Source organism: Pseudomonas sp. Pseusp3 (assembly GCF_047304225.1).
GTDB lineage: Bacteria > Pseudomonadota > Gammaproteobacteria > Pseudomonadales > Pseudomonadaceae > Aquipseudomonas > Aquipseudomonas fluorescens_CD.
In genome coordinates, this window is sequence record NZ_JBGLYV010000078.1 from 1 (window position 1) to 26,953 (window position 26,953).

Genomic DNA, 26,953 nt, shown 5'->3' on the forward strand with positions numbered 1-26,953 from the left:
ACTGGACCGGCACCCGCACCGAACCACCGGTGTCAGTGCCGATGGCGATGTCCGCCAGGCCTGCCGCGACGGCAGATGCCGAACCGCTGGAGGATCCGCCGGGAACACGATCCGGGGCTTGCGGGTTGATCGGGGTGCCGGTCCAGTCGTTGATGCCGGTGACGCCAAAGGCCAGCTCATGCAGGTTGGTCTTGCCGACGATCTGCCAGCCTGCTTCGAGGATCGCATCGACCACTTCGGCATTTTTTCTGGCTGGCGGCGCGTCGGCAAAGGCACGGCTGCCGGAGCGCGTCGGGTAACCGGCGATGTCGATGGAGTCCTTGATGGCGACGCGCTTGCCGTTGCCACCAAGCAGGAATTCGCTGATGAAGGTACTCATGCGCCCAGCTCCTGCTTTGATAAATGAGAGCTGAACAAGCGTTGCGTGCGGAAATGCGCGATCAGCCACACACCGTCGACACAACGGAAATCGATGTTCAGACGGGTACCGAACAACTCGTTGCGGCCATCGGCGTAGGTGGAAATCTGCTGCATGATCCACTGCCCCTGCGCAGCCTTGCCGTCGACCACGATCGACTCACTGGTGAGGTAATGCAGGTTCAACTTGAAGTGATCGGATGGCGGCAGATAACCACCGACAAACGTCGCCACCGCCGCACGTCCATGATGCTGACCGAAGGTTTGTGCGGTCTGGGTGCCGAGGCCTTCCCAGATCGCATCCTCGGTGAACAACTGCGCCAACTGGCTCAGATGAATCGCCGCCCGCGGCACATCGCACAGGTCCATGTAGCGCGCCATCAAGCGACGCACTGCGCTTTCCCCTTCGAGCGTCGCCAGACGCTGCAGCAAGGCCTCGTCCATGGCTTACACCTTGGCCGCGTCAGGGATGGTCAGCGGGCGACCGATGCGTGCTTCGACCCTGGCGTAACGCCACAGGCTGTATTCGCCGACCGGCGTGGTGCGGAACAGGTTGCAGGCGTCGATCACCGACTGGTGGCAGTCGACGTCGGCCATGATGTACACCGTCCAGGGCGAGGTGGTGGACGGGCCGACCATCAGGCGGTCGTCATCCATGGCGCCGAGCACGGTGATGCCGGGCATCGCGCCGAGGGAGCCCATCATCTGGCTGAAGCCTTTCCAGACGCTCAGGCCTTCGCCGGTGGGCAGGTCGAAAAAGTTCTGGGTGATGCCGATGCAGAAGACGACGCGCAACGGTTCTTGAGTGGTTTGCGACATGGCGCTGGATCCTTGAAAAGTTGAAGGGAATTCAGATGTAGCCCGGGAACGGCGGCACGCCGAGGAACACCGAGCCGGCGCCGTCGTACAGGCCTTCGCTGAGGAAGGCGTGCTGGGTCACTACCATCGAGTCGCGCAGGTAACGTTGCAGCGGATGGCGCAGGTAAATGGCGGTGGTCCCGGCCAGGCTGTAGGCGCTCTGCACCACGGCGGCGCCGGCCTGGGACACGTGAATCGCGGACAGACGCAGCAGGCTGGTCTGCTCCGGCGTCACCGGGTTGCCGGCCAGGATCGAGTTCCAAACCTGCTCGGTCGTGTTGTAGAAGAACCCGCGGGCGGCGGCGAGCCTGGCTTCAGCCTTGGCGATTTCGATGCGCACGTAGGCGCGGTCGGCCATTTTCGGCGCGCCGGTAATACCGCCGGCACCGGCCATGCGGCTGATTTCGTCCAGCGCAGCACGGGCCAGGCCGAGGTTGACCACCGCCAGCACTTGCGCGGCATAGGCAATCGTCGGGTAGCGGAACAGCGGCTCATCAATGGTTGCCGCCCCACCCCGGATGAACGTCCAGCGGTCCTCGACGAATTTATCGGTGACGTGCAGATCGTGGCTGCCGGTGCCCTTGAGGCCGACCACGTCCCAGTTCTCGACGATCTCGACCTGACTGGCCGGGAACACCGCCGTGCGAGGCTTGCCGCCCGCGGCGCTGACGCCGATGCCGACACCCAGCAGGTCCGCGCCTTTGCTGCCGCTGGCGAATTTCCAAGTGCCGTTGACCTGCCAGCCGCCTTCGACCGCTTCGGCAGGCTGCAACGGGAACAGCCCGCCGGCGAACACCAGGTCGGGGCTCTCGGCATAGATTTCAGCCAGGGTTTGCGGCGGCAAAGCCGCCAGGTAGACGCCAGCACTGCCGAAGCTGGCGACCCAGCCCGCCGAGCCGTCGGCTTCGGAGATGCGCTCGATCATTTGCAGGAACAGCGCCGGTGCCAGGGCGTCGCCGCCGAAGCATTTCGGCGTGGCAGCGCGATAGATGCCCACCTGCTTGAAGCGCTCGATCATGTCCCGAGGCACGTGGGAGCCAGCGTCGAATTCGTCGCGGCGTTGGCGAACCTCATCCAGCACCTGCTGAAATAGCTCGCTCTCGACCATTGGCACGACCGGGCCGGACACGGGGTCTTTTTGCGCGACAGCTGAACGCAGCATGGGCTTTCTCCGTTTTGCTTATTGTTAGTGGGGCGACACCGCGACCGACCTCTGTAGGAGCGAGCTTGCTCGCGATGGACTCCAACGATTACGCGCCCTGTCTGGATGACCGCGTTGTCGAGGCGTTTTTCGCGAGCAGGCTCGCTCCTACAGTGAAAGGGGTGCTGCCCTTGCATTGAGGTCCAGTGTAAAAACCGCATCCGGGCACCACTATTGGGGCGTGCAGCCCCCTCGCTAAAGAAAACCCCTAGGTCCACGCCGGTTACCTCTGAGCGCATCCCTCTGTGCGAGCAGGTATAAAACGCCATACTGCAAACTCTGCCGCCAAGGGCCGTGCGATGTACTTGCCAAAACCGAACGACTTTCATGCGCTGATCGAAGCCATGCCGCTGTGCATCATTCTTCATGACGCGCACACCAAGGAAATTCTCTGGGCCAACGCCGCTGCCCTGGCGGCGCTGGGCTTTACCCTGGAGGAACTGACGCCGCTGAAGGCCTCCGACATGACCCGCGATGCGCCGAAATACCGGCGCTCCATAGGTTTGCGCTGGCTCGAACGGGCCGCGCGCACCGGGCAACGGGCCATCGAGTGGTGCTATCGCTCCAAGCAAGGGGTGGAGATTCTTTCCGAAGCGGTGGCGACCCTGGTGCACCTGGACGGTCGCGATGTGTTGATGGTGCAGTTCCGCGACATTTCCAAAGAGGACAAGGTCAAGCGCGACCTCAAGCGTTTCGAGAGCCGGCTCAAGGCCTTCATGCAGGACCTGGCCGAAGGCGTGGCGGTGCTCGGCCCCGAGGGCGATATCGGTTTTATCAGCGACTCCGGCGCGCACCTGCTCGACAGCGAAGTGCACCAACTGATGGGCAAGAACTTCCTGGCCTGGTGCGACGACGCTTCGCGCCAGCGCCTGTTGCAACAGTTCGCCCATGAGACGCCGGAGCACGCGCCTTTCAGCGTGCACTACAAGGTGCAGCGCCGGGACGGCGAATGGCGCTGGCATGACGCAACCTGCCGCTACATCGAGATTGAAGACGATCTGGTCGGCCATCTGCTGCTGTTCCGCGACGTGACCGAGCAGGTGCAGGCCGAAGAGGCGCGGCGGGTCAGCGAGCAGAAACTCGAGTACCTGGCGCGCTACAACGCCATGGGCGAAATGGCCGTGGCCATCGCCCACGAGCTGAGCCAGCCCCTGGCCGCCACCCGCAACTTCATCGAAGGCACGGTGATTCGCCTGGGCAGTGCTGGCGAAACCGATCAAGCCGTCGCCTGGGGTTTGCAGAGCGCGGTGCGGCAAATCGAGCACGCGTCGGTGATCATCAAGAGCGTGCGCGACTACGTGGTCAAGCTGGAGCAGACCGAAGAGCTGGTCGACCTTAACGAGTTGCTGCGCGAAACCCGCTACTTCATCAGCCTGCGGGCCGATCCGAGCCGGGTGCGCGTGGAAATCGTCACCGCGCCCGAACCGCTGCATGTCAGCTGCGAGAAAGTCCTGATCGGCCAGGTGATCCTCAACCTGGCGTTCAACGCGATCGAAGAAATGGCCGACCTGCCGACTGAACGCCGGTTGCTGCGTATCCATGCCAGCCGCAACAATGATGTGGCGCTAGTGCGCATCGAAGACTGCGGCCGTGGCATCCAGGCCCAGGCACAAGAGAAGCTGTTCGACGGTTTCTTCTCGTCCAAGGTCAGCGGCAACGGCATCGGCCTGGCGCTATGCAAGAACATCATCGGCCGCCACCGTGGCGATATCTGGGCGCAGAACCTGGAACCGTGCGGCGCCGTCTTCAGCTTTTCCCTCCCCCTCGCAACATCCCCCACCTCCCTGTAGGAGCGAGCTTGCTCGCGATGGTCGTAAACGATAACGCGTAAAACCAGATGCCCAGCGGCGCCCCTGGGTTTTTCGCGAGCAAGCTCGCTCCTACATAAAGCGTTTTCTGACACTGGCACAGACACACAAACACTTGGCAGGCAGGGCAATTCTCCCGGTCGCCGGGCACGGCAGAATCAAAGGGTAAAAATCTGCCAAAGCACCCGCGATCCGCGTTACCAACAATTCAGGAAGTTCCCCTTATGCGAACAAACAGGATCTCCGTACAGTCAGCGCTTGGCCTGAGCCTGCTTGTACTCGGTTTGAACAGTGCCCGCGCGGATTTGCCCGCCGGTACGATTGGCCAGACCGTTCTGGCGTTCCCCCCGGAAGCTCACCGCGCGTTCGTGATCGACGTCGAATTCGAAAGCTTCGTGGCGGGCCGCGTGACCGTGGTCGATCCGGACCAGAAGCGCATCCTCGGCATGGTGCCGACCGGTTTTGCCGCGCCGTCGACCCTCAGTCACGACAAGAAAACCATTTACAGCGCGGACATCTGGTATTCCCGCGGCACCCGTGGCACCCGCACCGACGTGCTCACCGCCTGGGACAGCTCGACCCTGTCGCCGGCCTGGGAAGTGCTGATTCCAAACAAGCGCGCCGAGTCGCTGACCCAGCGTTACTCGCTCAAGCCGAGCGGCGACGACAAGTTCGTCTACGTCTACAACTTCACTCCGTCGACTTCGGTCACCGTGGTCGACACCCAGGCCAAAGCGGTTGCCACGGAAATCGCGATTCCGGGTTGCGTGCTCAACTACCCGATCGGCAACCGCCGCTTCGCCTCGCTGTGCGGCGACGGCAGCCTGCAGGTGGTGACCCTCAACGATCAGGGCCAGGAAACCGCGCGCAGCCGTACGCCGTTCTTTGATCCGAACGCGGAGAAACTGGTAGAGCGCGCAGTCAACGTCGGCGACACCTACTACTTCACCACCACGACCGGCACCGTACGCGGTGTGGATTTCAGCGGCGACGCACCGAAGGTCCTGCCGAGCTGGTCGCTGGTTTCCGACGAAGACAAGAAGGCGGGTTGGGCTCCGGGTGGCTGGCAGCTGATGGCAGTCGCGCCGAAGCTGAACCGCTTGTACGTGCTGATGCATGACGCCCACGAACCGATGAAGTGGGAAGACCCGAGCACCCTGATCTGGGCCTTCGATCTCAAGACTCAGAAGAAAATCGCCACCCTGGAAGCCCCGGCCCCGATCTGGAGCATGCAGGCCACCGACGACGACAAGCCGCTGCTGCTCGGTGCCGATGTGGAAGGTGGCTTGCAGATTTTCGATCTGAAGACCAACAAGCTCACCGGCAGCATGCCGAAAGTCGCGAAGACCGCGACTCAGGTCCTGAGCTACTAAGAGGTTCGGCCATGCACACAGATCCGATCTTCATCATTGCCAACGCCATCGCCATCGCGGTGTTGCTGGCCAGCGCCGCGACCCACAAATTGCGCGCGCCGGCCCGCTTCGCCCGGCAATTGGCGGACTATCAACTGCTGCCCCAAGCGCTGGTGCGCCCGACGGCACGGTTGGTGCCCATGCTGGAACTGGCCATTGCCTTCGCCTTGCTGGTACCGGTCAGCCGTGGTTATGCCGCGCTGGGGGCCGCCAGCCTGTTGGCGCTGTACGCCGTCGCCATCGGCATCAACCTGTGGCGCGGTCGTGCGGACATCGACTGCGGTTGCGCAGGTCCCGACCAGGCACAACCGTTGCGCCCGGTCCTGCTGCTGCGCAACAGCGTGCTGGTGGCGCTGGCGCTGCTGGCAAGCGTCGCACCGGTGGTCCGCGACATGACTGTATTCGATGGCTTCGTGACCCTGGCTGCCGCCGCCGTCGCGCTGCTCATCTACGCCGCCGCCGATGGCTTGCTGGCGAATTCCCCTTTTCTGCTCAAATTGATTGGTAGGTAATCGAAATGGAAGGCTTGATAGTTTCCAACGTTCTGCTCTGGGTGCTGCTGGTGGCCGTGGCGTTTGTCGTCATGGGTCTGGTGCGGCAGATTGGCGTATTGCACGGTCGCCTGGCCCCGGCTGGCGCGCTGATGGTCGACAAAGGCGTGGCGGTGAACGAAGCCGCCCCGCAAATCACCGCCGCCGACCGTAACGGTCGCCCGGTGAACTTCGGTTATGCCGGTGAGAAATCGCAACTGCTGTTCTTCCTCTCGCCGACCTGCCCGATCTGCAAGTCGTTGCTGCCGGCGATCAAGTCCATCGCCAAGGAACAAGCTGATCGCCTTGACGTGGTGTTCGTCAGCGATGGCGACATGGACGCCCAGCAAGCACTGATCCGTGAACACAAACTGGAAGACGCCACCTATGTGGTCGGCCCGGAAGTGGGCATGACCTACCAGATCGGCAAGCTGCCGTACGCCGCGCTGATCGACAAGGCCGGCACCCTGCGCGCCAAGGGCCTGGTCAACTCCCGCGAGCACCTGGACAGCCTGTTCGAAGTCGAGCACCTCAAGCACGCCACGCTGCAGCAGTACCTCAATGCTCAGCCCCACGATCACAACCATGACCACAGCCACGGCCATAGCCACTGATAAGGCAGGGAGACCTTCATGAAACTGCTGGATCTGTTGTTCGAGCGCTCCTCGCGCCGTGTTGCCGACACTACCTCGCGCCGCAAACTGCTGGCACGCATGGGCTCGTTGATCGTTGCCGGTGCCGCTCTGCCCGTGCTGCTGCCGCTGGACCGCACCAGCAAGGCGCTGGCCGCCACTGACCCGAAAGCCGGCGACCCTGGCGATCCGAACAGCTGCGACTACTGGCGCTACTGCTCCATCGACGGTTTTCTGTGCAGCTGCTGCGGCGGGTCGGTGACCTCCTGCCCACCAGGTACAGAAGCCTCGCAAGTGACCTGGATCGGCACCTGCCGCAACCCGGCCGATGGCAAGGACTACATCATTTCGTACAACGACTGCTGCGGTAAGCAGAGTTGCGCGCAATGCGCCTGCACCCGTAACGACAGTGAAGAGCCGGCCTACCGCCCGTTCAACAACAACGATGTGAACTGGTGCCTGGCCGCCAAGTCGCACATCTACCACTGCACCGTTTCGGTGATCCGCGGCGTCGCCGTATAAACGCGCACTTTCCGCCGGTTGCTCGCGCAATCGGCGGCTTTTTTTCTGTGGCTGCTGTTCTTTTTTTACTGCTTTGAATGTGTACCTATAGGAGCGAGCTTGCTCGCGATGGACGCAAGGGCGACGCGTTAAACCAGATAGCCCGCGTTATCGTTGACGTCCATCGCGAGCAAGCTCGCTCCTACACCTACAAGTGCCAAACCGGTCATCAGCGGAGTTTTTTTATGCGTAGGTTGATATTGCTCGGTCTCGTCTGTGCCCTGAGCGCCCCGCTCGCTTTCGCCCGGGCCATTCCCGACCCGAACCAGCATCACGCGCCGGGCAATGAATCACCGCAAACGCCGATTGCCCAGGCCGGGTACGGCGTCGGCGTGAACTATCAGTTGCAATGTGCCGGTTGCCACCTGGGCGACGGCACGGGTTCCGCCGCCAACGACACACCGCGGATGAAAGGCTTTGTCGGCAACTTCCTGAAAGTACCCGGTGGCCGCGAATTCCTCGTGCGGGTGCCGGGCATGTCGCAGTCGGCGTTGAACAACGCGCAACTTGCAGATTTGCTCAACTGGCTGATGCGCAAAGACGGCATGGCGGGCGACAGCCTGCCGGCCGACTATCAGCCGTATACCGCCGAGGAAGTCACGGAGTTGCGCGCCAGGACCATGCTCAACCTGCCCGGCACCCGAAGCGAATTGATCAAGGCCATGCGTGCCCAGGGCATCGCTATCGAAGACGGGATGAATTATTGACGCGGGGTGTCCCGGACAAACCTTCGACCACCCGGACGATGGACTCTCTGACGTTAAATAAGTAACGTAACCGGCGCTGCTTTCACACCCGGAAAATCGAAAAGGGAGTTTGCATCGTGACCGAAGAGACAAAAACCAAAGGACCGGCTTCGTATTTCCCGTCAATCGAAAAGAAGTATGGTCAGCCGATCGCCCATTGGCTGGATCTGCTCAAGACCGTCAGCGACAAGAAGCACATGGAAATGGTGGCCTGGCTCAAGACCGAACACGGCATGGGTCATGGTCACGCCAACGCGTTGGTTGCCTATCATTTGGCAGCCACCAAAAGCGGCTAGCCCGCCCGGCGTTCGCTGCGCTGCCGGTGGAGCCAGTTCCACCGGCAAATCATCTGTACTGGAAATGGCTGATCGGCGCCTTTGCCCTATCCTTTCATCCAACCCACCACGCCGGACAACGCCATGCCCGCCCCCGAATCCACCCTCCTCGACAGCTGGCACCACAATGCCCAGGCCTGGATCGACGCCATCCGCACGGGTAGCATCGAAAGCCGCCTCAAGGTCACTGACCAGGCGATCCTGCTGGCGGTTCTGGGTCGTCAGCCCGAGCGTGTGCTCGACCTGGGTTGCGGCGAAGGCTGGTTATTGCGTGCACTGACTGAACGTGGCATCGATGCAGTCGGTGTTGATGGCGATGCGACGCTGGTGGAGGCGGCGCGGGCGGCGGGCACTGCGCCGGTGCATCTGGCGAGCCATGAACAGTTGGCAGAAGCGAAAGTCGACATCGGCCGCGGCTACAACCTGATCTGCGCCAACTTCGCCCTGCTGCATCAGGACATCATCCCCCTGCTCGCCGCCATGAACAGCCTGCTCGCCCCTGGCGGCGCGCTGCTGATCCAGACGCTGCACCCGTGGACAGCTGCAGCCGGCGACTATCAGGATGGCTGGCGGGAAGAGACTTTCGCCGGGTTCAAGGGGCAATGGCAACCCATGCCATGGTATTACCGCACCTTGTCCAGTTGGCTCAATGCACTGGACATGGCAGGTTTTGCACTGGCCAGCTTGCAGGAACCACAGCACCCGCAAAGCCCCGTACCTCAGTCGTTGCTGCTGGTGGCCGAGCCCCGGCTGTAGGAGCGGGCTTGCCCGCGAAGGCGTTTGCACAGCCAACATTATCGGTGACTGGCCTACCGCTTTCGCGGGCAAGTCGGATCGCCGCACCGCCGCTCCCACAAGGGTTGTTTGCCGGCCTCGATATTTGTGGTCGACATCGATCACTGTGGGAGCGGGCTTGCCCGCGAAGACGTCGGCACAGCCAACATAGAAACCGGAGCACTGTGAAGTACTCCGGCCTGCTCATGCTGCTAAAGCGTCAGGCCCATTCTTTACGCAGTTGACGCGCCGCATTGACCATATGCACCAGCGCCGCTTCGGTTTCCGCCCAGCCGCGGGTTTTCAGGCCACAGTCCGGGTTGACCCACAGGCGGTCGGCGGGAATGCGTTTGGCTGCCTTGCGCAGCAGGTTGGCCATTTCCGAGGAGTCCGGTACCCGTGGCGAATGGATGTCGTACACGCCCGGGCCGATTTCGTTGGGGTAAGCGAAGGCTTCGAACGCATCCAGCAGTTCCATGTCCGAGCGTGAGGTTTCGATGGTGATCACGTCGGCATCCATGGCGGCGATGGACTCGATCACATCGTTGAACTCGCTGTAGCACATGTGGGTGTGGATCTGGGTTTCGTCACGCACCCCCGAGGCGCACAGGCGGAACACTTCGGTGGCCCAGTCCAGGTAGTGCTGCCACTGCGCCTGGCGCAACGGCAAGCCTTCGCGGAACGCGGCTTCGTCGATCTGCACGATCTTGATGCCGGCGGCTTCCAGGTCCACCACTTCGTCGCGAATGGCCAGGGCCAGCTGGCGGGCCTGCACTTCGCGGCTCACGTCTTCACGCGGGAACGACCACATCAGCATGGTCACGGGACCGGTCAGCATGCCTTTCATCACTTTGTCGGTGAGGCCTTGGGCATAGCGGATCCACTCCACAGTCATGGCTTTCGGACGGCTCAGGTCGCCGAAGATCACCGCTGGTTTCACGCAGCGCGAACCGTAGCTCTGGACCCAGCCGAAACGGGTGAACACGTAGCCGTCGAGTTGCTCGGCGAAGTATTCGACCATGTCGTTGCGCTCGGCCTCACCGTGCACCAGTACGTCCAGGCCCAGGTTTTCCTGCACTTGCACGGCGTGACGGATCTCGCTGTGCATCGCTTCGGTGTATTCGGCCTCGGTCAGCTTGCCTTGCTTGAACGACTGGCGAGCCAGACGGATCGACGCGGTTTGCGGGAACGAACCGATGGTGGTGGTCGGGAACAGTGGCAGGTTCAGGCCGGCGCGCTGTTTCTCGATACGTCGGGCAAACGGCGAGTGCCGCTGGCTGTCCCTGGCGGTGATGGCGGCAACACGCGCCTGCACGGCTGGCTTGTGAATGCGTGGCGATGCCGCACGGCTGGCCTGCACGGCACGGCTTTGAGTCAGCGCTTCAAGCACCTTCTGCGCTTCCGGCTCGTTGACTGCCTGGGCCAGCAGCGCGACTTCTTCACACTTCTGCACGGCAAACGCCAGCCAGCTTTTCAGTTCGCTATCGAGCTGGTCTTCACGCCCCAGGTCGACCGGGCTGTGCAGCAGCGAGCAGGATGGCGCGACCCACAGCCGATCACCCAGACGCTCGTTTGCGTGCTGCAAGGTGGCCAAAGCGTTTTCCAGGTCGCAGCGCCAGACATTACGGCCGTTGACCACGCCCAGCGACAGCACTTTGTAGGCTGGCAGGCGATCGAGGATGGTCGGGAACTGCTCGGGGGCGCGCACCAGATCGATGTGCAGACCGTCCACCGGCAGGTTGGCGGCCAGGCCCAGGTTTTCTTCCAGACCACCGAAGTAAGTGGCAATCAGTTTCTTCAGCGGGTCGCGCTGAATCAGGTTGTAGGCACGCTCAAAGGCGTTTTTCCAGGCTTGCGGCAGGTCGAGAACCAGGATCGGCTCGTCGATTTGTACCCATTCAACGCCTTGTGCCGCCAGGCGCTGGAAGATCTGGCCGTACAGCGGCAGCAGGCGATCGAGCAGTTCGAGCTTGTCGAACTCGACGCCCTTGGCCTTGCCCAGCCACAGGTAAGTCAGCGGGCCGATGATGACGGGTTTGACGTTGTGTCCCAGCGCACGGGCTTCCTCGACTTCCTCGAACAACTGGTCCCAACCGAGCTGAAACTGCTGATCGGCGCTGAATTCAGGGACGAGGTAGTGATAGTTGGTGTCGAACCACTTGGTCATTTCCTGGGCGTGCGCGCCGCCGCAGCAGCTGTCGCTTACGCCACGAGCCATGCCGAACAGGGTTTGCAGGCTGGCCTTGCCGTCGTGCGGGCGGAAACGCTCCGGGATCACCCCGAACATCAGCGAGTGGGTCAGGACCTGGTCGTACCAGGCGAAGTCGCCGACCGGCAACAGTTCGACCCCGGCCTTTTTCTGCAAGTCCCAATGGGTCTTGCGCAAGTCGCGGCCAACGGCACGCAGACCGGCTTCGTCCAATTCACCTTTCCAGAACGCCTCTTGGGCTTTTTTCAGTTCGCGGTCGCGGCCAATGCGCGGAAATCCAAGGGAATGGGCCAATGCCATGACGAAAAACTCCATGTGGTTAATGGCGTCATTGTCGGCAATCGAGCCTTAGTGAGACAAACTCATTTAAATCGTGATGATCACGAGATTATTTCATGAAGATAGACGTAAGCCTTTGCGTCGAATGTGTCACAACCAGGCACTACTCCTCGTAGTAGTAGAGCTTGTTAATGATCACCCATCGCCCGTCCACCTTCAGCAACGACAGGTAATCGGTAAACCGTATCCCGGCGAAATCATCGATGACCTTGACTGCGGCGGCATCGCCGGTGACATCAAGATTGATCACCTGCCAAAACGGCTGCGTCCCGGCACGCGCCGGGATTTCGGCCTTGATGGCCACGACAAATTCATCCAGGGATGCCCATTCAAGCACCTTTTGGAAGTGACCGATGATGCGACAGTCTGGATGAAAGGCCTGCCGCAGCAACGCTTCATCGGCAAAGACCATACCTTCCACGTAATGGCGAACCACCTGGTTGATCTGTTCGGTATCTATCGATTGAGTAGTCATGTTTTAACCTCTGGTTTGCATGTCCGCGCACCGCTCGCGCAGGTTGACCGACAGTCTCCCCAAGGCTGATCAAGCTGAAAGTCTAGGCACCGCCAGTTCAATTGCGCGGCTTTACGACCGGAGGCACTGCAAAACCACTGGCGTGACCGAACTGTGGCGTGTGCGCAAGCCGAGCGTCGATGGCATCATCACCCGCTACGAAGGTTTCGATGCCGAAGGCGAACTGGTCATCCAGTTGTTCGACGTGCGCAAACCGGGCATCCCTGAGCGTGGCGACTGGCGTGCCCTGGCTGAAACCGCCACCGCTCTGATCGGCTAAGGAATAGTCCCGATGCGTATCAAAACACTTCTGGCCTGTGCCACGGCGCTCTACCCGGACGCCAAAGCGCAGACCGTCGGGCTCAGCCAATGACGGCCATTTTCCGGCCGCGTCCGACGTTGATCTTTTTGCTGCTGTTGCTGGTGCTGGTGTTCTGGTTGTCCCTGGCCCTCGGGCCGGTCAGCCTGCCGCTGAGCGATACCTTGCTGGCCGGGATGCGCCTGCTCGGGTTGCCACTCGACGGTGGTGACACGCAGCAAGCGCAGCTGATCCTCGGTCAGATTCGTCTGCCGCGCAGCCTGCTCGGCATCGCCGTGGGTTCGGTACTGGCGTTGTCCGGCGTGGCGATGCAGGGGTTGTTCCGCAACCCCTTGGCGGACCCGGGTCTGGTCGGCGTTTCCGGTGGCGCGGCACTCGGTGCCGCCCTTGCCATCGTCGGCGGCAGCCTGCTCGGTGGCGTGCCACCGGCCATCGAGCCTTATCTGCTGTCGGTCAGTGCCTTCGCCGGTGGCCTGATCGTCACGGCGGTGGTGTATCGCTTCGGCCGCCGGGACGGGCAAACCGACGTGGCGACCATGCTGTTGGCGGGTGTGGCGATGACGGCCATGGCGGGTGCCGGCGTGGGGCTGTTCACCTACCTGGCCGATGACGCAACGTTGCGCACCCTGACGTTCTGGAACCTGGGCAGCCTCAACGGTGCCAGCTACCCGCGCCTGTGGCCGTTGCTGATCGTCACCGTGGGCGTGGCGTTGTGGTTGCCACGTCGGGCGGCGGCACTCAATGCAATGCTGCTGGGTGAGTCGGAGGCCCGTCACCTGGGTTTCGACATCGAGCGGATCAAGCTTGAGCTGGTGCTGTGCACGGCGCTCGGCGTCGGCGCGGCAGTCGCGGCGGCCGGCCTGATCGGTTTCATCGGCCTGGTGGTGCCGCATCTGATGCGCCTGCTGGTCGGCCCGGATCACCGGGTGTTGTTGCCCGCATCGTTGCTGGCCGGCGCGAGCCTGCTGTTGCTGGCCGATCTGGCCGCGCGCCTGCTGTTGGCGCCGGCTGAATTGCCCATCGGCATCGTGACGGCACTGATCGGGGCTCCGTTCTTTCTTTATCTGCTGGTACGAGGGCGTTCCTGATGCTGCGGGCAAACAACTTGCTGGTTCGCCGTGGTAACCGCACGGTACTGGCGAACATCGATATCCAATTGCGCCCCGGTGAAGTGCTCGGCGTGCTGGGACCCAATGGCGCCGGCAAAAGCACCCTGCTCGCTGCTTTATGCGGCGAACTGGCGAGCAGCGAAGGCACGGTCAGCCTCGACGAACGTCAACTCGCCGACTGGCCGGGTCAGGAACGGGCCAAACGCCTGGCCGTGCTGCCGCAGAGTTCGAGCCTGAACTTTGCGTTCTCGGTCAATGAGGTCGTCGGCATGGGTCGCTTGCCTCACGCCAGCGGCCGCGTGCGCGATGCCGAAATCGTCGCCGAGGCGCTCAAGGCTGCCGATGCGCTTCATCTGGCCGGACGCAGCTACCTGGCCCTGTCCGGCGGTGAACGCCAGCGCGTGCATCTGGCGCGGGTGCTCGCGCAACTCTGGCCGGGGGCCGAAGGACAGACCCTGCTGCTCGATGAACCGACGTCAATGCTCGATCCACTGCACCAACACACCATTTTGCAAGCCGTGCGCGACTTCGCCGAGCGCGGGGCAGCCGTACTGGTGATCCTGCACGACCTCAATCTGGCCGCACGTTACTGCGATCAACTACTGTTGTTGCAACAAGGCCTGCCCCACGCCTACGGCCCACCGGCAGACGTGTTGACTGCCGAGGCACTGGCGGCGGTGTATGGGCTGGAGGTGCTGATTCATCAGCATCCGGAACGCGGCCACCCTTTGATCATCGCGCGCTGATATCGCCCCCTCCTCTGTCATCGAGGGGGCACCTGCCCAATAAGGAAAACCGATGCGCTTTCTGTTGCTCTGTGCATTCAGCCTGCTGGCTGCCTGCCAAACCACCCATCAGGTCACACCGCCCCCGGCGCCCATTGCTCCGCAAGGCCGTGATCACGCTGACCTGGGAGTCATCCGCGAACTGGCGACCGGTCGCACGTTGACGCCCCGGGAACTGGTCGAACGCCTGGCCGTTGCACCGCGTGTCCTGGTCGGTGAACAGCACGACAACCCGGACCACCACGCCCTGCAATTGTGGCTGCTGCGCGAACTGGCGGCACAACGCCCTCAGGGCAGTCTGCTGATGGAAATGCTCAACCCCGATCAACAGGCCAGGGTCGATGCCGCGCAAGCCGCGGCCCGCGCCGGCCAGCCACCGGCCGATGCGTTCGAGGCGCTGGCCTGGCAGGCCAATTGGGACTGGAGTGTTTATGGCGCCCTCGTCACCTACGCGCTGCGACAACCGTATCCGCTGCTGGCGGCGAACCTGGACCGCGCGCAGATCATGCAGATCTACAAACAGCGCCCGGTACTCACCGGTGAAGCGTCCACCACCCAACAGGTGCAGACGACCTTGCTGGACGACATCCGCCAATCCCATTGCGGCCTGCTGCCCGAAGCACAGATGCCGGCCATGCTCGCCGTGCAGCAACAGCGCGACCGGCGCATGGCCGAGCGCCTGATGGCCGCGCCGGCGCCAGCGTTGCTGCTGGCCGGTGCCTTCCACGTGCGCAAGGACCTGGGGGTGCCACTGCACCTGAAAGACCTCGGTGCCGGTGCAGACAATGCGGTGCTGATCCTGGCCGAAGCGGGCAAGACCGTGACTGGCGAGAGCGCGGACTATGTCTGGTACACCGCGGCGCAACCGGAACAGGATCACTGCGCGCAGCTGCGTCGTTAAGCTCGCCCCAAGGGGGCGGCTGGTCCTGCCCCCTCGCTCCGGCGCGACACTATGTCACGCCTCTGCGTCGGTCCAATGGTCGTATCCCCCCCTCCGGCACCGGCACAGTTTGTTAACATCCCCGGGATTTTTTCGTCTGTACAGTTATCACGCTGTCATTTCAGCCTGTTCAACAGGATGCTTCCCTTCATGAGTACTTTGTATACCCGCCGAACCGTCCTGCAAGGCATGGGCCTGTTGAGCCTGGGCCTGCTCGCCGGTTGCGACGACAGCAGCAAGCTGTCGTTCAAGTACGGAAAAGACCTCAGCGACAAGATCATGGGGCGTAACTTCAAGCTCAAGAACGCCGAGGGCGAAACCCGGATGCTGGGCAGCTATCGCGGCCTGATGCCGATGGTGTTCTTCGGTTTCACCCAGTGCCCGGCCGTATGCCCCACCACCCTGGCCCGTGCGGCCCAGGCCAAGAAATTGATGGGTCGCGATGGCGAAAGGCTGCAGGTGATCTTCATCACCCTGGACCCTGAGCGCGACACGCCAGAGATGCTCGACAAGTACGTCAAGGCTTTCGACCCGAGTTTCGAAGCGCTGTACGGCACCCTGGAAGAAACCGCCGCCACCGCCAAGGAATTCGGCGTGTTCTTTGAAAAAGTGCCGAGCGGCGACACCTATACCCTCTCCCATACCGCGACCAGTTATGTCTTCGACTCCCGGGGCACTCTGCGCCTGGGACTGTCCACGTCCCTGACGGCCAAAGAGTGTGCAGAAGACCTGCTCACCGTGATGGAGGTTTGCTGAAATGAATGCCCCGCAGGCTAAAAACCGTTTCGTGCAACGTTGCAAGCAACTGGCGCTGGGCTTGTCCCTGGTCGGCCTGGCCTTTCAGGTGTCGGCACAAACCCGGGTCGAAGACGCCTGGGTCCGTGCCACCGTAGCCGGCCAGCCGTCGAGTGGCGCCTTCATGACCGTCACAGCGAGCGGCGACAGCAAGTTGCTGAGCGTGCAAACGCCGGTTGCCAAACTTGTGCAGATTCATGAAATGAGCATGAAAGACGACCTGATGAAAATGCAGCAGGTTCAGTCTGTCGCGCTGCCGGCTGGTGAGGCGGTGAGCTTCGATCCCCACGGCTACCACATCATGCTCATGAACCTGACGGCCCAGATCAAGGAAGGCGACAAGGTGCCGCTGACCCTGACCGTGGAAGACGCCAGGGGCGAGAAAGAGTCGATTCAGGTTGAAGCCGTTGCCAAGGCGATCGGCACCATGGATCACAGCACGATGACGCATGATCACAGCAAGATGAATTGATTGCTCCGCCAGCTAACACACAGAACCTGTAGGAGCGAGCCTGCTCGCGAAAAACGCCGGGACACCGCGGGGATTCAGACAGCCCGCGTCATCGTTGACGTCCATCGCGAGCAGGCTCGCTCCTACAGGGCCGAGCGTTAGCTCGCCTGCCGCTCTTGATCTTGATCCACCCGCCCCTGACGTTCGGCCTCTCGAGGGGGCAAGAAGATCAAAAGCCAAAGCGAGGCGGCCTGCTGGCCAGCCTGATCGCAATTGAACGCGTTCCCCTGTAGGAGCGAGCTTGCTCGCGAAAAACGCCAGGACACCGCGGGGATTCAGACCGCCCGCGTCATCGTTGACGACCATCGCGAGCAAGCTCGCTCCTACAGAAGAGAGAAGAGCAGAGCAAAAGCAGGTCGGCATACCCCCACGCTTTTCACCATTCAACAGGCCGAGCGTTAGCTCGCCTGCCGCTCTTGATCTTGATCCACCCGCCCCCTCGGCAGGCTGAGCGGAGGTGTTCATCCGGGGTATGGCGCGCAGCGCCGTTCGACGCAGTCGAACCCATTGCATGCAGGTCGCGCGCAGCCGACCGGAGGGCAATGCCCCCGGATGGACACCGGAGCGAAGGAACCCCGAGCCTTGGCGAGGGGCCGGACGTTCGGGGCGAGCGTTTTTTTGCTTACTTTTTTTAGGCGCTTGTAAAAAAGTGAGTCGCCATCAGGGCGAAACCCTAAGTCGCCGTTACCGCAGCAACGGAAATGTACACCGTCAACAAGAGACAGGCTGACGGAAACACCGCCTTCGCGAGCAGGTCGGATCGGGGCAGCAAGCACTTCAGGCCTTGGCGACAACCCATGTCGTTCGCCAAGGCCTTTTCATGTCAACTCAAACCAGCTTGAGCACGACGTTGATGTTGTTGCGCGTGGCTTTCGAGTACGGGCAGTACTGGTGCCCAGTCTCGACGATTTTCTGCGCGGTTTCACGATCCAGCCCCGGCAGGCTGACGTTAAGCCGCGCCTGCAACAGATAGCCGCCTTCGTTGGTGCCCAGGTCGACTTCGGCATCGACGGCCACATCCTTGGGCAGCGCCACTTTCATTTCCCTGGCCGCCACTTGCATCGCACCGATAAAACAGGCTGACCAGCCGGCAGAGAACAGTTGCTCCGGATTGGTTCCGCCGCCGCCCGCGCCCGGGGACGAAAGCTTCACATCGAGGATTCCGTCGGAGCTGCGGGAGGCGCCGTCACGCCCGCCGGTGGTGTGGGTTTTGGCGGTGTACAACACTTTATCGATCTGGTTCATGGTGACCTCCTGATTGAGTTGTAAGAAACCGGTTTTAACACCCCATCCGGTCGCTGGGATGGTCAATCAATATAGACGTCACAGGCCCATACCGTGGTCGATCCGACCGACGTTCGCTTCTTTTCTACTTACGCGCCAATTTGTACCTGACGCAGTCTTCATAAAAACTCTGCCGTACAGCAGTCGGTTTCAATCGCGACGAACTGTCATAAGTTTGCTCGGTAATGCCAAGTGCCATCATGCGCATCCATGTTTTGGCAAACTTGTAGGCCTGGATTTTTTGCCGTGCGGCGTACAGAGAAACGCCTGAAAGCTTGAGTTCCTGTGCCCTTGCAGCCGTGCCCGCGCCCCAACTGCACATGTACTGATCATTGGTGGCCAGTTCTTTGGCGTGAGCCGAATTGGCTGTACCCGCAACAACTAGCGGGATTAATGCGATCCATATCTTGCGCATCTTGACCTATTTAACTGGCTGAAAATGAACTAATTTTGCGGAGGATTTTTAAACTTGGGGGCCAGCATCCTGCCTTTTTTGCGATTTAGTGCAAAAACGAAATGAGTGACGCCATTTCTTGCGAGTTTTCAATCCTTTGCTATAGCTAAGACTCTCAATCGCCAACTAAGTGAGGCAACGGAATGTCAGTCGCAAAGAAAATGAGTGTGGGGCAACTGACAATGTTGACTGCCGTCAACATGTTGGGCTCCGGCATTGTGCTGCTACCGACGAAACTCGCGGAAGTCGGTGCAATTTCGATTCTTTCCTGGCTGGTGACGGCCACCGGCTCCCTCGCTCTGGCCTACGCCTTTGCGCGATGCGGGATGCTCAGCCGCAAGACCGGCGGCATGGGCGGCTATGCCGAATACACGTTTGGTAAAGCTGGCAACTACATCACCAACTACACCTACGGCCTCTCACTGTTGATTGCCAACGTGGCGATCAGTATTACTGCGGTTGGTTATATCCAGGTGTTGTTCGGGATAAAGCTTGATTCCCTGCAAGTAGGCCTGGCGACCATCGCCTTGTTATGGATCACCACCTTCGCCAACTTTGGCGGCGCCAGAATTACCGGCCGGATCGGCGCGGTGACGGTCTGGGGTGTGATTGCACCGGTGGTGCTGGTATCCACGGTTGGCTGGTTCTGGTTCGACAGCAGCGTCTACGCCGCCGGCTGGAACCCCCACGACAAGAGCTGGTTCGAAGCGGCAGGTGCCTCGGTGGCGATCACCCTGTGGGCCTTCCTCGGCCTGGAATCGGCTTGCGCCAACACCGACGCGGTGGAAAACCCCGAGCGCAACGTACCGATTGCCGTGCTGGGCGGCACCCTGGGTGCTGCGGTGATCTATATCGTCTCCACCAACGTCATCTTCGGTATCGTCGGCAACGAAGAACTGGTCGCGTCCACCGCACCTTTCGGCCTGGTGTTCGCCAAGATGTTCACCCCGATGGTCGGCGACATCGTGATGGCGGCAATGGTGCTCGCCTGTATCGGCTCGCTGCTGGGTTGGCAGTTCACCATCGCCCAGGTGTACAAAAGCTCGGCTGACACCGGTTACTTCCTGTCGATCTTCGCCAAGGCCAACAAGGCGGGAACGCCGATTGTCGGCATGATGGTACTGCTCACCGCACAGACCGCGCTGGCGCTGCTCACCATCAGTCCCGACCTGAGCAAGCAGTTCGACACCCTGGTCAACCTTGCAGTGGTCACCAACCTGGTGCCTTACATCCTGTCCATGGCCGCGCTGATGACCATGCAGAAAGTCTCCAACGTGCCGGAAGGCAAGGCACTGGCAACCAACGTCATCGCCCTGGTCGCGGCAGCCTACAGCTATCTGGCGCTGTACAGCTCCGGTGAGCAGGCGCTGATGCTGGGCGGCGTGGCCACCATCTTTGGCTACACCCTGTTCGGCTTCGTCAACAACCGCCTGATCCGCCTTGAAGCTCTCAACAACAGCGTACCGACGCAAACCGTCAGCGCGCAGCACCTCACTGCCGAGCCAGTGCCGGTGAACAATCTGAATAAAGCCATTCTGGAGGTTCAATCATGACGGAATATAAACACTCGCTCGGAATGCTGGCACTACTGGTCAGCAGTCCGCCGGACAAGCGAACGGTGTTCGGCCGCGCCCTGGATCAACTGGTCCACGACGTGGAGGGACGTGGCGTCAGTGTCCTGGCCTCGGAAAGCCTCAGTGATGCCGCCTCGATCCTGCGTTCGGACCCTGCCGTTCAATGCGTGCTCATCCGATGGGAAATGGACGCGAGCGAAGGCCACGCCGACTGCATCAAACTGCTGGTCAAGCTGCGCGAGCGCAACACACGCGTGCCGGTGTTCCTGATCAGCGACCGCACCACCGCGTCGAGCATTCCGCTGCTGGTCATGCAACACGCCGACGACTTCATCTGGCTGCCCGAAGACACTTCACGCTTCCTCAGCGGGCGCATCCTGGCCGCTATCGAACGTTACCGTCAGGCCGCCCTGCCGCCGATGTTCGGCGCGCTGGTGAAGTTCGCCCGCACCTATGAATACTCCTGGCACACCCCCGGCCATGCCGGCGGTACGGCGTTTCTCAAGAGCACTGCCGGGCGTGCCTTCTACGAGTTCTTCGGCGAGAACCTGCTGCGTTCCGACCTGTCGATCTCCGTCGGCGAACTGGGCTCCCTGCTCGATCACAGCGGCCCCATCGGCCAGGGCGAACGCTATGCCGCCAAGGTCTTCGGCGCGCACCGCACGTACTATGTGACCAACGGTTCGTCGATGTCCAACCGCGTCATCCTCATGGCCAGCGTCACGCGCAACCAGATCGCCCTGTGCGACCGCAATTGCCACAAGTCCGCAGAACATGCGATGACCCTGTCCGGGGCGATTCCGACCTACCTGGTGCCGACCCGCAACCGCTATGGCATCATCGGCCCGATCCTGCCGCAGACCCTGAGCGCCGAAGGCGTGAAAGCCGCCATCGCCAACAACCCGCTGGTCAAGACAGGCATCGACCCGACGCCGGTGCACGCCATTGTCACCAACTCCACTTACGACGGCCTGACCTACAACGTCACCCGCGTCGAAGAGCTGCTGGGCGAAAGCGTTGACCGCCTGCACTTCGACGAAGCCTGGTACGGTTATGCGCGCTTCAACCCGCTGTACAGCGGGCGCCATGCCATGCACGGCGACCCGGGCGATCACGACAAGTCCAAGCCGACCGTGTTCGCCACCCAGTCGACCCACAAGTTGCTGGCCGCCCTGTCCCAGGCCTCGATGATCCACGTACGCGACGGCCGTAACCCGATCGAACATGCGCGTTTCAACGAGTCGTACATGATGCACGCCTCGACCTCGCCGAACTACGCGATCATGGCGTCTTGCGACGTCAGCTCGGCGATGATGGAAGCACCGAGCGGGCAGATCCTCACCAGCGAATCGATCGAAGAGGCCATCAGCTTCCGCCAGGTGCTCTCGCGCATGCACAACGAGATGCTGAGCAAGGACAACTGGTTCTTCACCTGCTGGCAGCCACCGACCGTACAGGTGGGCGCAGCGACCGTGCCGTTCCATGAGGTCGACCCGGCTACGCTTAAAACCGATCCGAACTGCTGGGTCCTGCACCCGAACGCGGTATGGCACGGTTTCGGTGACATCGAAGATGGTTACTGCATGCTCGACCCGATCAAGGTCTCGGTGCTCAGCCCGGGCATGGGCGACGACGGCACCCTGCTCGCGTCCGGCATCCCCGCTTGCGTGGTCACGGCGTACCTGGGCCGCCAGGGGATCGTGGTCGAGAAAACCACCGACTTCACCATCCTGTTCCTGTTCTCGATCGGCATCACCAAAGGCAAGTGGGGCACGCTGCTCAACGCCCTGCTCGACTTCAAGCGTGATTACGACGACAACGCCGAACTCGAGCTGTGCCTGCCCGACCTGTACAACGCCCACCAACAACGCTATGCCGGCATGGGCCTGAAGGATCTGGCCGACGAAATCTTCGCCGCCATGAAGAAACACAAGACCACCGCCAACATGTCCCAGGCCTTCGGCACCCTGCCAAAAGCCGAATTCAGCCCGGTGGAGGCCTACGAAAAACTGGTGCGCAACGACATCGAACTGGTCACCCTCAACGAAGCTGCCGGGCGCCTGGCCGCCACCGGTATCGTGCCGTACCCGCCAGGCATCCCGCTGCTCATGCCGGGTGAGAACGCAGGGCCTGCGGACGGTCCGTTGCTGGCGTATCTCAAGGCACTGGAAGCCTTCGACAAATCCTTCCCGGGCTTCACTCATGACACCCACGGGATCGAAGTCGAAGACGGCGTTTACCGGATGCTGGTACTGAAGTAAGTCAGGCAGGTTCACCGCAACCCCTGTGGGAGCGGGCTTGCTCGCGAAGGCGTAGTGTCAGTCGACGCAAATGTCGATTGACAGGGCGCTTTCGCGAGCAAGCCCGCTCCCACATTTTTTTGGAGCGCCCTCACGCCAAAAACCCATGGGCAAATTCGATCACGGCGCTCTATGATTGAATCACATGAACGTCTCCACTCCGATTCGCCAACCCTGCCCGCCCGGTGCCTGCGACTGCGGGCGTGACCCGTTGCTGGAAACACCGGGGGCGGACCTGCGCATTCTGTTTCTGACCCGCAACGAAGAAAAACGCCTGATCGAACGCCTGGAGAACCTGCAGAGCCTGAGCGATCTCGAGCACGTGCAACGGCGCATGTTCGAACAGTTGGGGATCCGCGTGGACATCGCCCCCGGCTTCAATGAAGTGCGCACCATGCGCGGCATCGGTATCCAGATTGGCGAACTGCCGGGGCTGTGCCGCAAGACCCGCGCCAACATCCCCGCAGCCATCCGCCGCGCCATGGAAAAGCGCCCGGAGATTGCCTACGAGCTGCTCAATGCCAACGACCTGTTGCGTGACGCCTGATGAAGCCCATTCTCGAATTCCCTCGCACCGACGAGATCCTCACCTCGTTCGCCCTGGCCATCGGTGCCGACCTGCAGGGCTACCGCAACCACATTTACCGGGTGCTGAATTTCCATAGTGCCCTCAGCGGTGCCGAAGGCTTGCCCTCGGATGCCGTACAGATCGCGGCGGCGTTTCACGACCTGGGTATCTGGACCGATGACACCCTGGACTACCTGCCGCCATCCATTGCCCTGGCCACCGAGTACCTCGACCACCAACAACGACCGGAACTGAAGGATGAAGTCCGTGCGTTGATACTTGAGCATCACAAGGTGCGCCGGTATCGCGGCGCTTGTGCCGACAGCGTCGAATTCTTCCGCCAGGCCGATCTGGTGGATGTGTCCCTGGGCCTGGTCCGTTTCGGCTTGCCCCGAAGCTTCATCAAGACCATACAGTCGATCTTTCCCGACCATGGTTTTCACTCGATGCTGATAAAGCGTTCAGCCCGACAATTCATCCGCTCGCCGCTGCGGCCGCTGCCCATGTTTCGCTGGTGAAACACGCATCCGTTACCCCCTCGAACAGCCACCTGAACAGGATCAGCGGTCGTACATGAATCGCGGGGCGCTGCTATGCCTTCCATGGGAGATTCCGCCGCAAACCAGCCAGCACGGATCTGCAAACCCAAGCGCGGCCACGGCCCCGGCGCCAGCCAGGTTCGCGCATGAAAACCGGTGCCAATCCGTAACAGGAGGTGGCCAATGTTATTCATCGTCAGTTGGACAATCAGCCCGGACAACCGTGATGCCGCAATCGCACGTTTTCTCAAGACCGGTGGTGCGCCGCCCGAAGGCGTCACCATGCACGGACGCTGGCACGCCGTAGGGAGCTCGGCCGGCTTCGGCATTGCCGAGGCGAGCGATCTGGTGCCGATTCAAAAATGGGTGCTGGAGTGGAACGACCTGATGAGCATGGACGTGCATGCCGCATTGACCGATCAGCAAATCGCACCATTGCTGGCCGCCACTGCCGGTCGGTAATGGCGATTGAGGCGGCGAGTTCCGCTCGCCGCCCCGATTTGGCCGGTGTCTTTGACGGAGCACTCTTTCGGTTAGATGCACTTGAATCAACGCTTTCTGACTACTCATTACTGGATATTTCTCATTTCAAACCTACGCTCAAGGTTCACTTGGACGGCAATGATCACGGGAAAAAGTCCGTCGAACCGGCATGAAATCTTCTACTTTGGAGAGAGTGCCCTGGGCGCGATCCGTATCGATGACTTCAAGTACCGCTTCATCGACCAGCCTGGTGGCTGGCCGGGTGCCAGGTAAACAGCCGAATCCAGGGTGGCCGGCACAGGTTACCCGTATTCGAAATGGACATTTGTCGAGGTAGATACGTGCCGACCAGAACACTTGCCCAGCCTGCTTGCGCGCTACTCGCCCTGTGCTGTCAACAGGCCTGGGCCGGCGGCATCATGCTGTACGAAATCGGCACCGATAACGCAGGCCTCGCCAACGCCGGTGCCGCCGCCCGAGCCCAGGGCCCCTCGACCATCGCCAGCAACCCGGCAGGCATGAGCTACCTGCCCGGCACGCAAATCACTGCCGGCTTGCAGGTCCTGTACGGCGATTTGAGCTTCGACCGCGACTCCGGCACCAACGTCCCGGGCAGCGGCAGCGGCAATGCCCTCGATCCGATTCCCGGTGGCAGCTTCTTCATCAGCCATGAACTGGACGAGCACTGGAGCGTCGGTTTCGGCCAGTACGGCGACTTCGGGCTGGCGGTCAATTACGACAACGACTGGTCGGGCCGCTATTTCGCGCAGAACTCCAGCCTGCTCGGCTTGTCGCTGGTACCGAGCGTGGCTTATCGCTTCAACGAACAGTGGTCGGTCGGCCTGGGCATCAAGGCCATGTACGGCATGTTGAAGGCAGACACGGCTATCGACCGCTCCCCTTTCGGCTTCACCGACCGCTCTGACGGTCAATTCAAATACCGGGACAACACCTGGGGCTATGGCGCCAACGTCGGGGTGATCTACGCCCCGCAACCCGACACACGCATCGGCCTGACCTATACCAGCCAGGTCGACCTGGACTTCGAGGACCGGCTGGACGTCAAGGGCGACGGCCGCCTGCTCGAGCGCGTCAACAACACCGATACCGAACTCGACATGCAGGTGCCGCAGACCGTCACCCTGAGCCTGTTCCAGCAACTGGACCGACAATGGGCCTTGCTGGCCTCGGCCAACTGGCAGGACTGGTCCGGGTTCGGCGACATCGCCGTAGAGGTCGACACCACGGCATTGGGAGCGCAATCGAAAACCGTCGACGCCGGCTTCAAGGACACCTGGCATCTTTCCCTTGGCGCGCAATACCAGGCCACCGAGCAGTGGTTGTGGAACTTCGGCGTGGCCTACGACAGCAGTGCCGTCTCGGACAGCAATCGCAGCGTGGTCGTGCCGATGAGCGAATCCTGGCGCATTGCGACAGGAGCCACCTATGCTCTGAACGAGGACACCGATGTCAACGTCAGTTGGGCCATGGTCTGGCTCGGCGACATGCCGGTGGACCAGGCCAAATCCGTATCGGGCAATCGAGTTTCCGGTCAATTCGACAATGCCTGGATTCAAGCCTTGGCCGGGAACATGACCTGGCGATTCTGATGCACTGCAAACGAAAGAACGACGATTTCATCCAAGGAGTAAACACCACTATGAATCTGTCCCGAAAACTGCTGGTCGGCGCTGCGCTGGCAAGTCTGTTGCTAGGCGGTTGCACCTCGAAAGTGACTGAGAAAGCGCAATACTCAGGTTTCCTGTCCAACTACAACAACCTGCAGGAAGTCCAGACGCCGAGCGGTGGAACCGCGATGCGCTGGGTCAGCCCTTCGTGGAACCCGAACGCTTATGACACCGTGGTGTTCAACAAGCTGGAGCTGTACCCGGCGCCCAAACCCAATGAGCGGGTCAACCAGCAGACGCTGGCCGACATTCAGAACTACATGACCAGCAAGGCCAAGGCAACGCTGGGTCAGAAGTACCGTGTAGTGCCTAACTCCTCCGCTGCACCGGCGGGTTCCCGCCCCCTGATCATGCGTGCGGCGATCACCGGGGTGACCGCCGAAAACGAAGGCATGAAGTGGTATGAAGTGGTCCCCATCGCGGCCGCAGTCGGGGCAACGCAGGCAGCCACCGGTCACCGTGACCAGGAAACCATCCTGTTCATCGAAGCCGAGTTCATCGACGCAAAGAGCAACCAGACCGTGGCCAAAGTGGTGCGCAAGGTATTTGGCACTGCCCTGGAAAACGAGAGCCAGAAGGTTACCGCCAAGGACTTCAAGGCGGCGATCGACAAAATGGGTACCGACTTCCAGGCGTTCCTCAAGTAACACGCTCTTGTGGCGAGGGAGCAAGTTCCCTCGCCACATGGGGTTCCCCCCTGACCGTAGCCATCACTTTTTCATTCCGACCCGCCGAGATGCACCCCGTCAGGCAGTCCCCCTGGCCTGCTGCTCCAGATGCACTTGCAGTTCCGGCTCGATCTGCAACGCCGCAGCCAGTTCATCCAGATAGCTGCGCTCGGCGTCCTTCTGATCGTCCACCAGCATCACACTGGCCAGGTACATCTCCGAAGCCATGCCAGGGTCGGTGGCCGACTGCGCCACTTCACTGGCGTCCAGTGGCTTGGCAACTTCATCGTCCAGCCATTGCTGCAATTGCGGATCATCGGTATGACGCCCGATTTCAGTGCTGATCATCTGCTTCTCGGCGTCATCGATCCGGCCATCGGCCTTGGCCGCGGCAATCAACGCCCGCAGGATCGCATGGCTGTGTTCCTCGACTTGCGGGCCGGCCAGCAAGTCCACGGTCCGTGGCGCTTCTTGCGGCGCCGACGCCTGACTGCGCTGCCAGGCCTGGTACGCCTGGAACGCCATCATGCCGAGGGACGCCAGCGCCGCGTAGTTGGTACCGCCGCCGGACCGGCCTTGCGGCGCACCGCCCATCGGCGA

30 protein-coding genes and 1 pseudogene are annotated in these 26,953 nt (G+C 61.6%); 22 read left to right on the top strand and 9 right to left on the bottom strand.

Annotated elements, in window-relative coordinates:
* The 4 genes from ACCD00_RS22515 to ACCD00_RS22530 form a co-directional block, all read right to left on the bottom strand.
* The coding region (locus tag ACCD00_RS22515; protein WP_413427607.1) for an amidase family protein at positions 1-379 on the bottom strand (379 nt) is incomplete at its 3' end.
* The gene (locus tag ACCD00_RS22520) at positions 376-861 is read right to left on the bottom strand and encodes a nuclear transport factor 2 family protein (protein WP_413427608.1); all 486 of its coding nucleotides are present in this window, start codon (positions 859-861) and stop codon (positions 376-378) included. The genes ACCD00_RS22520 and ACCD00_RS22515, both read right to left, overlap by 4 nt.
* Before the next feature lie 3 nt (positions 862-864).
* Positions 865-1,236, bottom strand: coding sequence for a hypothetical protein (locus tag ACCD00_RS22525; RefSeq protein WP_413427609.1), 372 nt, complete (start codon positions 1,234-1,236; stop codon positions 865-867).
* Between the two features lie 31 nt (positions 1,237-1,267).
* Positions 1,268-2,437, bottom strand: coding sequence for an acyl-CoA dehydrogenase family protein (locus ACCD00_RS22530; protein WP_413427610.1), 1,170 nt, complete (start codon positions 2,435-2,437; stop codon positions 1,268-1,270).
* Between the two features lie 338 nt (positions 2,438-2,775).
* Here ACCD00_RS22530 and ACCD00_RS22535 point away from each other — a divergent pair, with 338 nt between their 5' ends.
* From ACCD00_RS22535 to ACCD00_RS22570, 8 genes are all read left to right on the top strand, one after another.
* Positions 2,776-4,266 (top strand): sensor histidine kinase, encoded by a 1,491-nt coding sequence (locus ACCD00_RS22535; protein WP_413427611.1) that lies wholly within the window; start codon positions 2,776-2,778, stop codon positions 4,264-4,266.
* Between the two features lie 242 nt (positions 4,267-4,508).
* The gene (locus ACCD00_RS22540; protein WP_413427612.1) at positions 4,509-5,657 is read left to right on the top strand and encodes an amine dehydrogenase large subunit; all 1,149 of its coding nucleotides are present in this window, start codon (positions 4,509-4,511) and stop codon (positions 5,655-5,657) included.
* An 11-nt stretch (positions 5,658-5,668) separates the two neighbouring features.
* Positions 5,669-6,208 (top strand): MauE/DoxX family redox-associated membrane protein, encoded by a 540-nt coding sequence (locus ACCD00_RS22545; protein WP_413427613.1) that lies wholly within the window; start codon positions 5,669-5,671, stop codon positions 6,206-6,208.
* Between the two features lie 5 nt (positions 6,209-6,213).
* Positions 6,214-6,840 (top strand): methylamine dehydrogenase accessory protein MauD, encoded by a 627-nt coding sequence (mauD, locus tag ACCD00_RS22550; RefSeq protein WP_413427614.1) that lies wholly within the window; start codon positions 6,214-6,216, stop codon positions 6,838-6,840.
* Between the two features lie 18 nt (positions 6,841-6,858).
* Positions 6,859-7,380, top strand: a complete 522-nt coding sequence (locus ACCD00_RS22555; RefSeq protein ID WP_413427615.1) for a methylamine dehydrogenase light chain — start codon at positions 6,859-6,861, stop codon at positions 7,378-7,380.
* A 224-nt stretch (positions 7,381-7,604) separates the two neighbouring features.
* Positions 7,605-8,126 (top strand): cytochrome C, encoded by a 522-nt coding sequence (locus ACCD00_RS22560; RefSeq protein ID WP_413427616.1) that lies wholly within the window; start codon positions 7,605-7,607, stop codon positions 8,124-8,126.
* A 116-nt stretch (positions 8,127-8,242) separates the two neighbouring features.
* Entirely contained in the window at positions 8,243-8,461 is a 219-nt protein-coding gene (locus tag ACCD00_RS22565; RefSeq protein ID WP_413427617.1) for a DUF4287 domain-containing protein, read from the top strand.
* A gap of 123 nt (positions 8,462-8,584) precedes the next feature.
* Positions 8,585-9,256, top strand: coding sequence for a class I SAM-dependent methyltransferase (locus ACCD00_RS22570; RefSeq protein WP_413427618.1), 672 nt, complete (start codon positions 8,585-8,587; stop codon positions 9,254-9,256).
* Positions 9,257-9,494: 238 nt separating this feature from the next.
* Here the strand turns inward: ACCD00_RS22570 and metE are convergent, their stop codons facing one another.
* Positions 9,495-11,783: a 5-methyltetrahydropteroyltriglutamate--homocysteine S-methyltransferase gene (gene metE, locus ACCD00_RS22575; RefSeq protein WP_413427619.1), complete on the bottom strand. Its 2,289-nt coding sequence runs from the start codon at positions 11,781-11,783 to the stop codon at positions 9,495-9,497.
* A gap of 142 nt (positions 11,784-11,925) precedes the next feature.
* Positions 11,926-12,297, bottom strand: coding sequence for a nuclear transport factor 2 family protein (locus ACCD00_RS22580; protein ID WP_413427620.1), 372 nt, complete (start codon positions 12,295-12,297; stop codon positions 11,926-11,928).
* Positions 12,298-12,421: 124 nt separating this feature from the next.
* Here ACCD00_RS22580 and ACCD00_RS22585 point away from each other — a divergent pair.
* The 6 genes and pseudogenes from ACCD00_RS22585 to ACCD00_RS22610 form a co-directional block, all read left to right on the top strand.
* Positions 12,422-12,616: pseudogene (locus ACCD00_RS22585) on the top strand (hemin-degrading factor); the annotation flags it as partial.
* Positions 12,617-12,759: 143 nt separating this feature from the next.
* Complete coding sequence (locus ACCD00_RS22590; RefSeq protein ID WP_413427634.1) at positions 12,760-13,743, top strand: FecCD family ABC transporter permease; 984 nt, start codon at positions 12,760-12,762, stop codon at positions 13,741-13,743.
* Positions 13,743-14,510, top strand: coding sequence for a heme ABC transporter ATP-binding protein (locus ACCD00_RS22595; protein WP_413427621.1), 768 nt, complete (start codon positions 13,743-13,745; stop codon positions 14,508-14,510). Before ACCD00_RS22590 ends, ACCD00_RS22595 begins: the two co-directional genes overlap by 1 nt.
* 52 nt (positions 14,511-14,562) lie before the next feature.
* Positions 14,563-15,450 (top strand): ChaN family lipoprotein, encoded by an 888-nt coding sequence (locus ACCD00_RS22600; protein WP_413427622.1) that lies wholly within the window; start codon positions 14,563-14,565, stop codon positions 15,448-15,450.
* A gap of 189 nt (positions 15,451-15,639) precedes the next feature.
* Positions 15,640-16,245, top strand: a complete 606-nt coding sequence (locus ACCD00_RS22605; protein WP_057398495.1) for an SCO family protein — start codon at positions 15,640-15,642, stop codon at positions 16,243-16,245.
* Position 16,246: 1 nt separating this feature from the next.
* Entirely contained in the window at positions 16,247-16,756 is a 510-nt protein-coding gene (locus tag ACCD00_RS22610; RefSeq protein ID WP_413427623.1) for a copper chaperone PCu(A)C, read from the top strand.
* A gap of 867 nt (positions 16,757-17,623) precedes the next feature.
* Here ACCD00_RS22610 and ACCD00_RS22615 read toward each other — a convergent pair.
* Together ACCD00_RS22615 and ACCD00_RS22620 are read right to left on the bottom strand one after the other, a co-directional pair.
* Positions 17,624-18,040 carry an organic hydroperoxide resistance protein gene (locus ACCD00_RS22615; RefSeq protein WP_413427624.1) on the bottom strand — a complete coding sequence of 139 codons (417 nt, stop codon included), beginning with the start codon at positions 18,038-18,040 and terminating at the stop codon, positions 17,624-17,626.
* A 124-nt stretch (positions 18,041-18,164) separates the two neighbouring features.
* Positions 18,165-18,494 (bottom strand): hypothetical protein, encoded by a 330-nt coding sequence (locus tag ACCD00_RS22620; protein WP_413427625.1) that lies wholly within the window; start codon positions 18,492-18,494, stop codon positions 18,165-18,167.
* Between the two features lie 182 nt (positions 18,495-18,676).
* Between ACCD00_RS22620 and potE the strand changes: the two genes are divergently transcribed.
* The 8 genes from potE to ACCD00_RS22660 all read left to right on the top strand — a co-directional run bounded on the left by potE (position 18,677) and on the right by ACCD00_RS22660 (position 26,332).
* Positions 18,677-20,086, top strand: a complete 1,410-nt coding sequence (gene potE / locus ACCD00_RS22625) for a putrescine-ornithine antiporter (RefSeq protein ID WP_413427626.1) — start codon at positions 18,677-18,679, stop codon at positions 20,084-20,086.
* The gene (locus tag ACCD00_RS22630) at positions 20,083-22,368 is read left to right on the top strand and encodes an Orn/Lys/Arg decarboxylase N-terminal domain-containing protein (protein ID WP_413427627.1); all 2,286 of its coding nucleotides are present in this window, start codon (positions 20,083-20,085) and stop codon (positions 22,366-22,368) included. The genes potE and ACCD00_RS22630 overlap by 4 nt, the downstream gene beginning before the upstream one ends.
* 184 nt (positions 22,369-22,552) lie before the next feature.
* Positions 22,553-22,954, top strand: a complete 402-nt coding sequence (locus ACCD00_RS22635) for a hypothetical protein (RefSeq protein ID WP_413427628.1) — start codon at positions 22,553-22,555, stop codon at positions 22,952-22,954.
* A complete protein-coding gene (locus tag ACCD00_RS22640) occupies positions 22,954-23,493 on the top strand; it encodes an HD domain-containing protein (RefSeq protein WP_413427629.1) in 540 nt (179 codons plus the stop codon). The genes ACCD00_RS22635 and ACCD00_RS22640 overlap by 1 nt, the downstream gene beginning before the upstream one ends.
* Positions 23,494-23,697: 204 nt before the next feature.
* On the top strand, positions 23,698-23,976 hold the full coding sequence (locus ACCD00_RS22645; protein ID WP_413427630.1) for a DUF3303 domain-containing protein: 279 nt from the start codon (positions 23,698-23,700) through the stop codon (positions 23,974-23,976).
* Positions 23,977-24,135: 159 nt separating this feature from the next.
* On the top strand, positions 24,136-24,270 hold the full coding sequence (locus ACCD00_RS22650) for a hypothetical protein (RefSeq protein ID WP_413427635.1): 135 nt from the start codon (positions 24,136-24,138) through the stop codon (positions 24,268-24,270).
* A 68-nt stretch (positions 24,271-24,338) separates the two neighbouring features.
* Positions 24,339-25,607, top strand: coding sequence for an OmpP1/FadL family transporter (locus ACCD00_RS22655; protein WP_413427631.1), 1,269 nt, complete (start codon positions 24,339-24,341; stop codon positions 25,605-25,607).
* 50 nt (positions 25,608-25,657) lie between these two features.
* Complete coding sequence (locus ACCD00_RS22660) at positions 25,658-26,332, top strand: DUF3313 domain-containing protein (RefSeq protein WP_413427632.1); 675 nt, start codon at positions 25,658-25,660, stop codon at positions 26,330-26,332.
* Between the two features lie 99 nt (positions 26,333-26,431).
* Here ACCD00_RS22660 and ACCD00_RS22665 read toward each other — a convergent pair.
* Positions 26,432-26,953: tellurite resistance TerB family protein (locus ACCD00_RS22665; RefSeq protein WP_413427633.1), on the bottom strand; the 522-nt coding region annotated here is incomplete at its 5' end.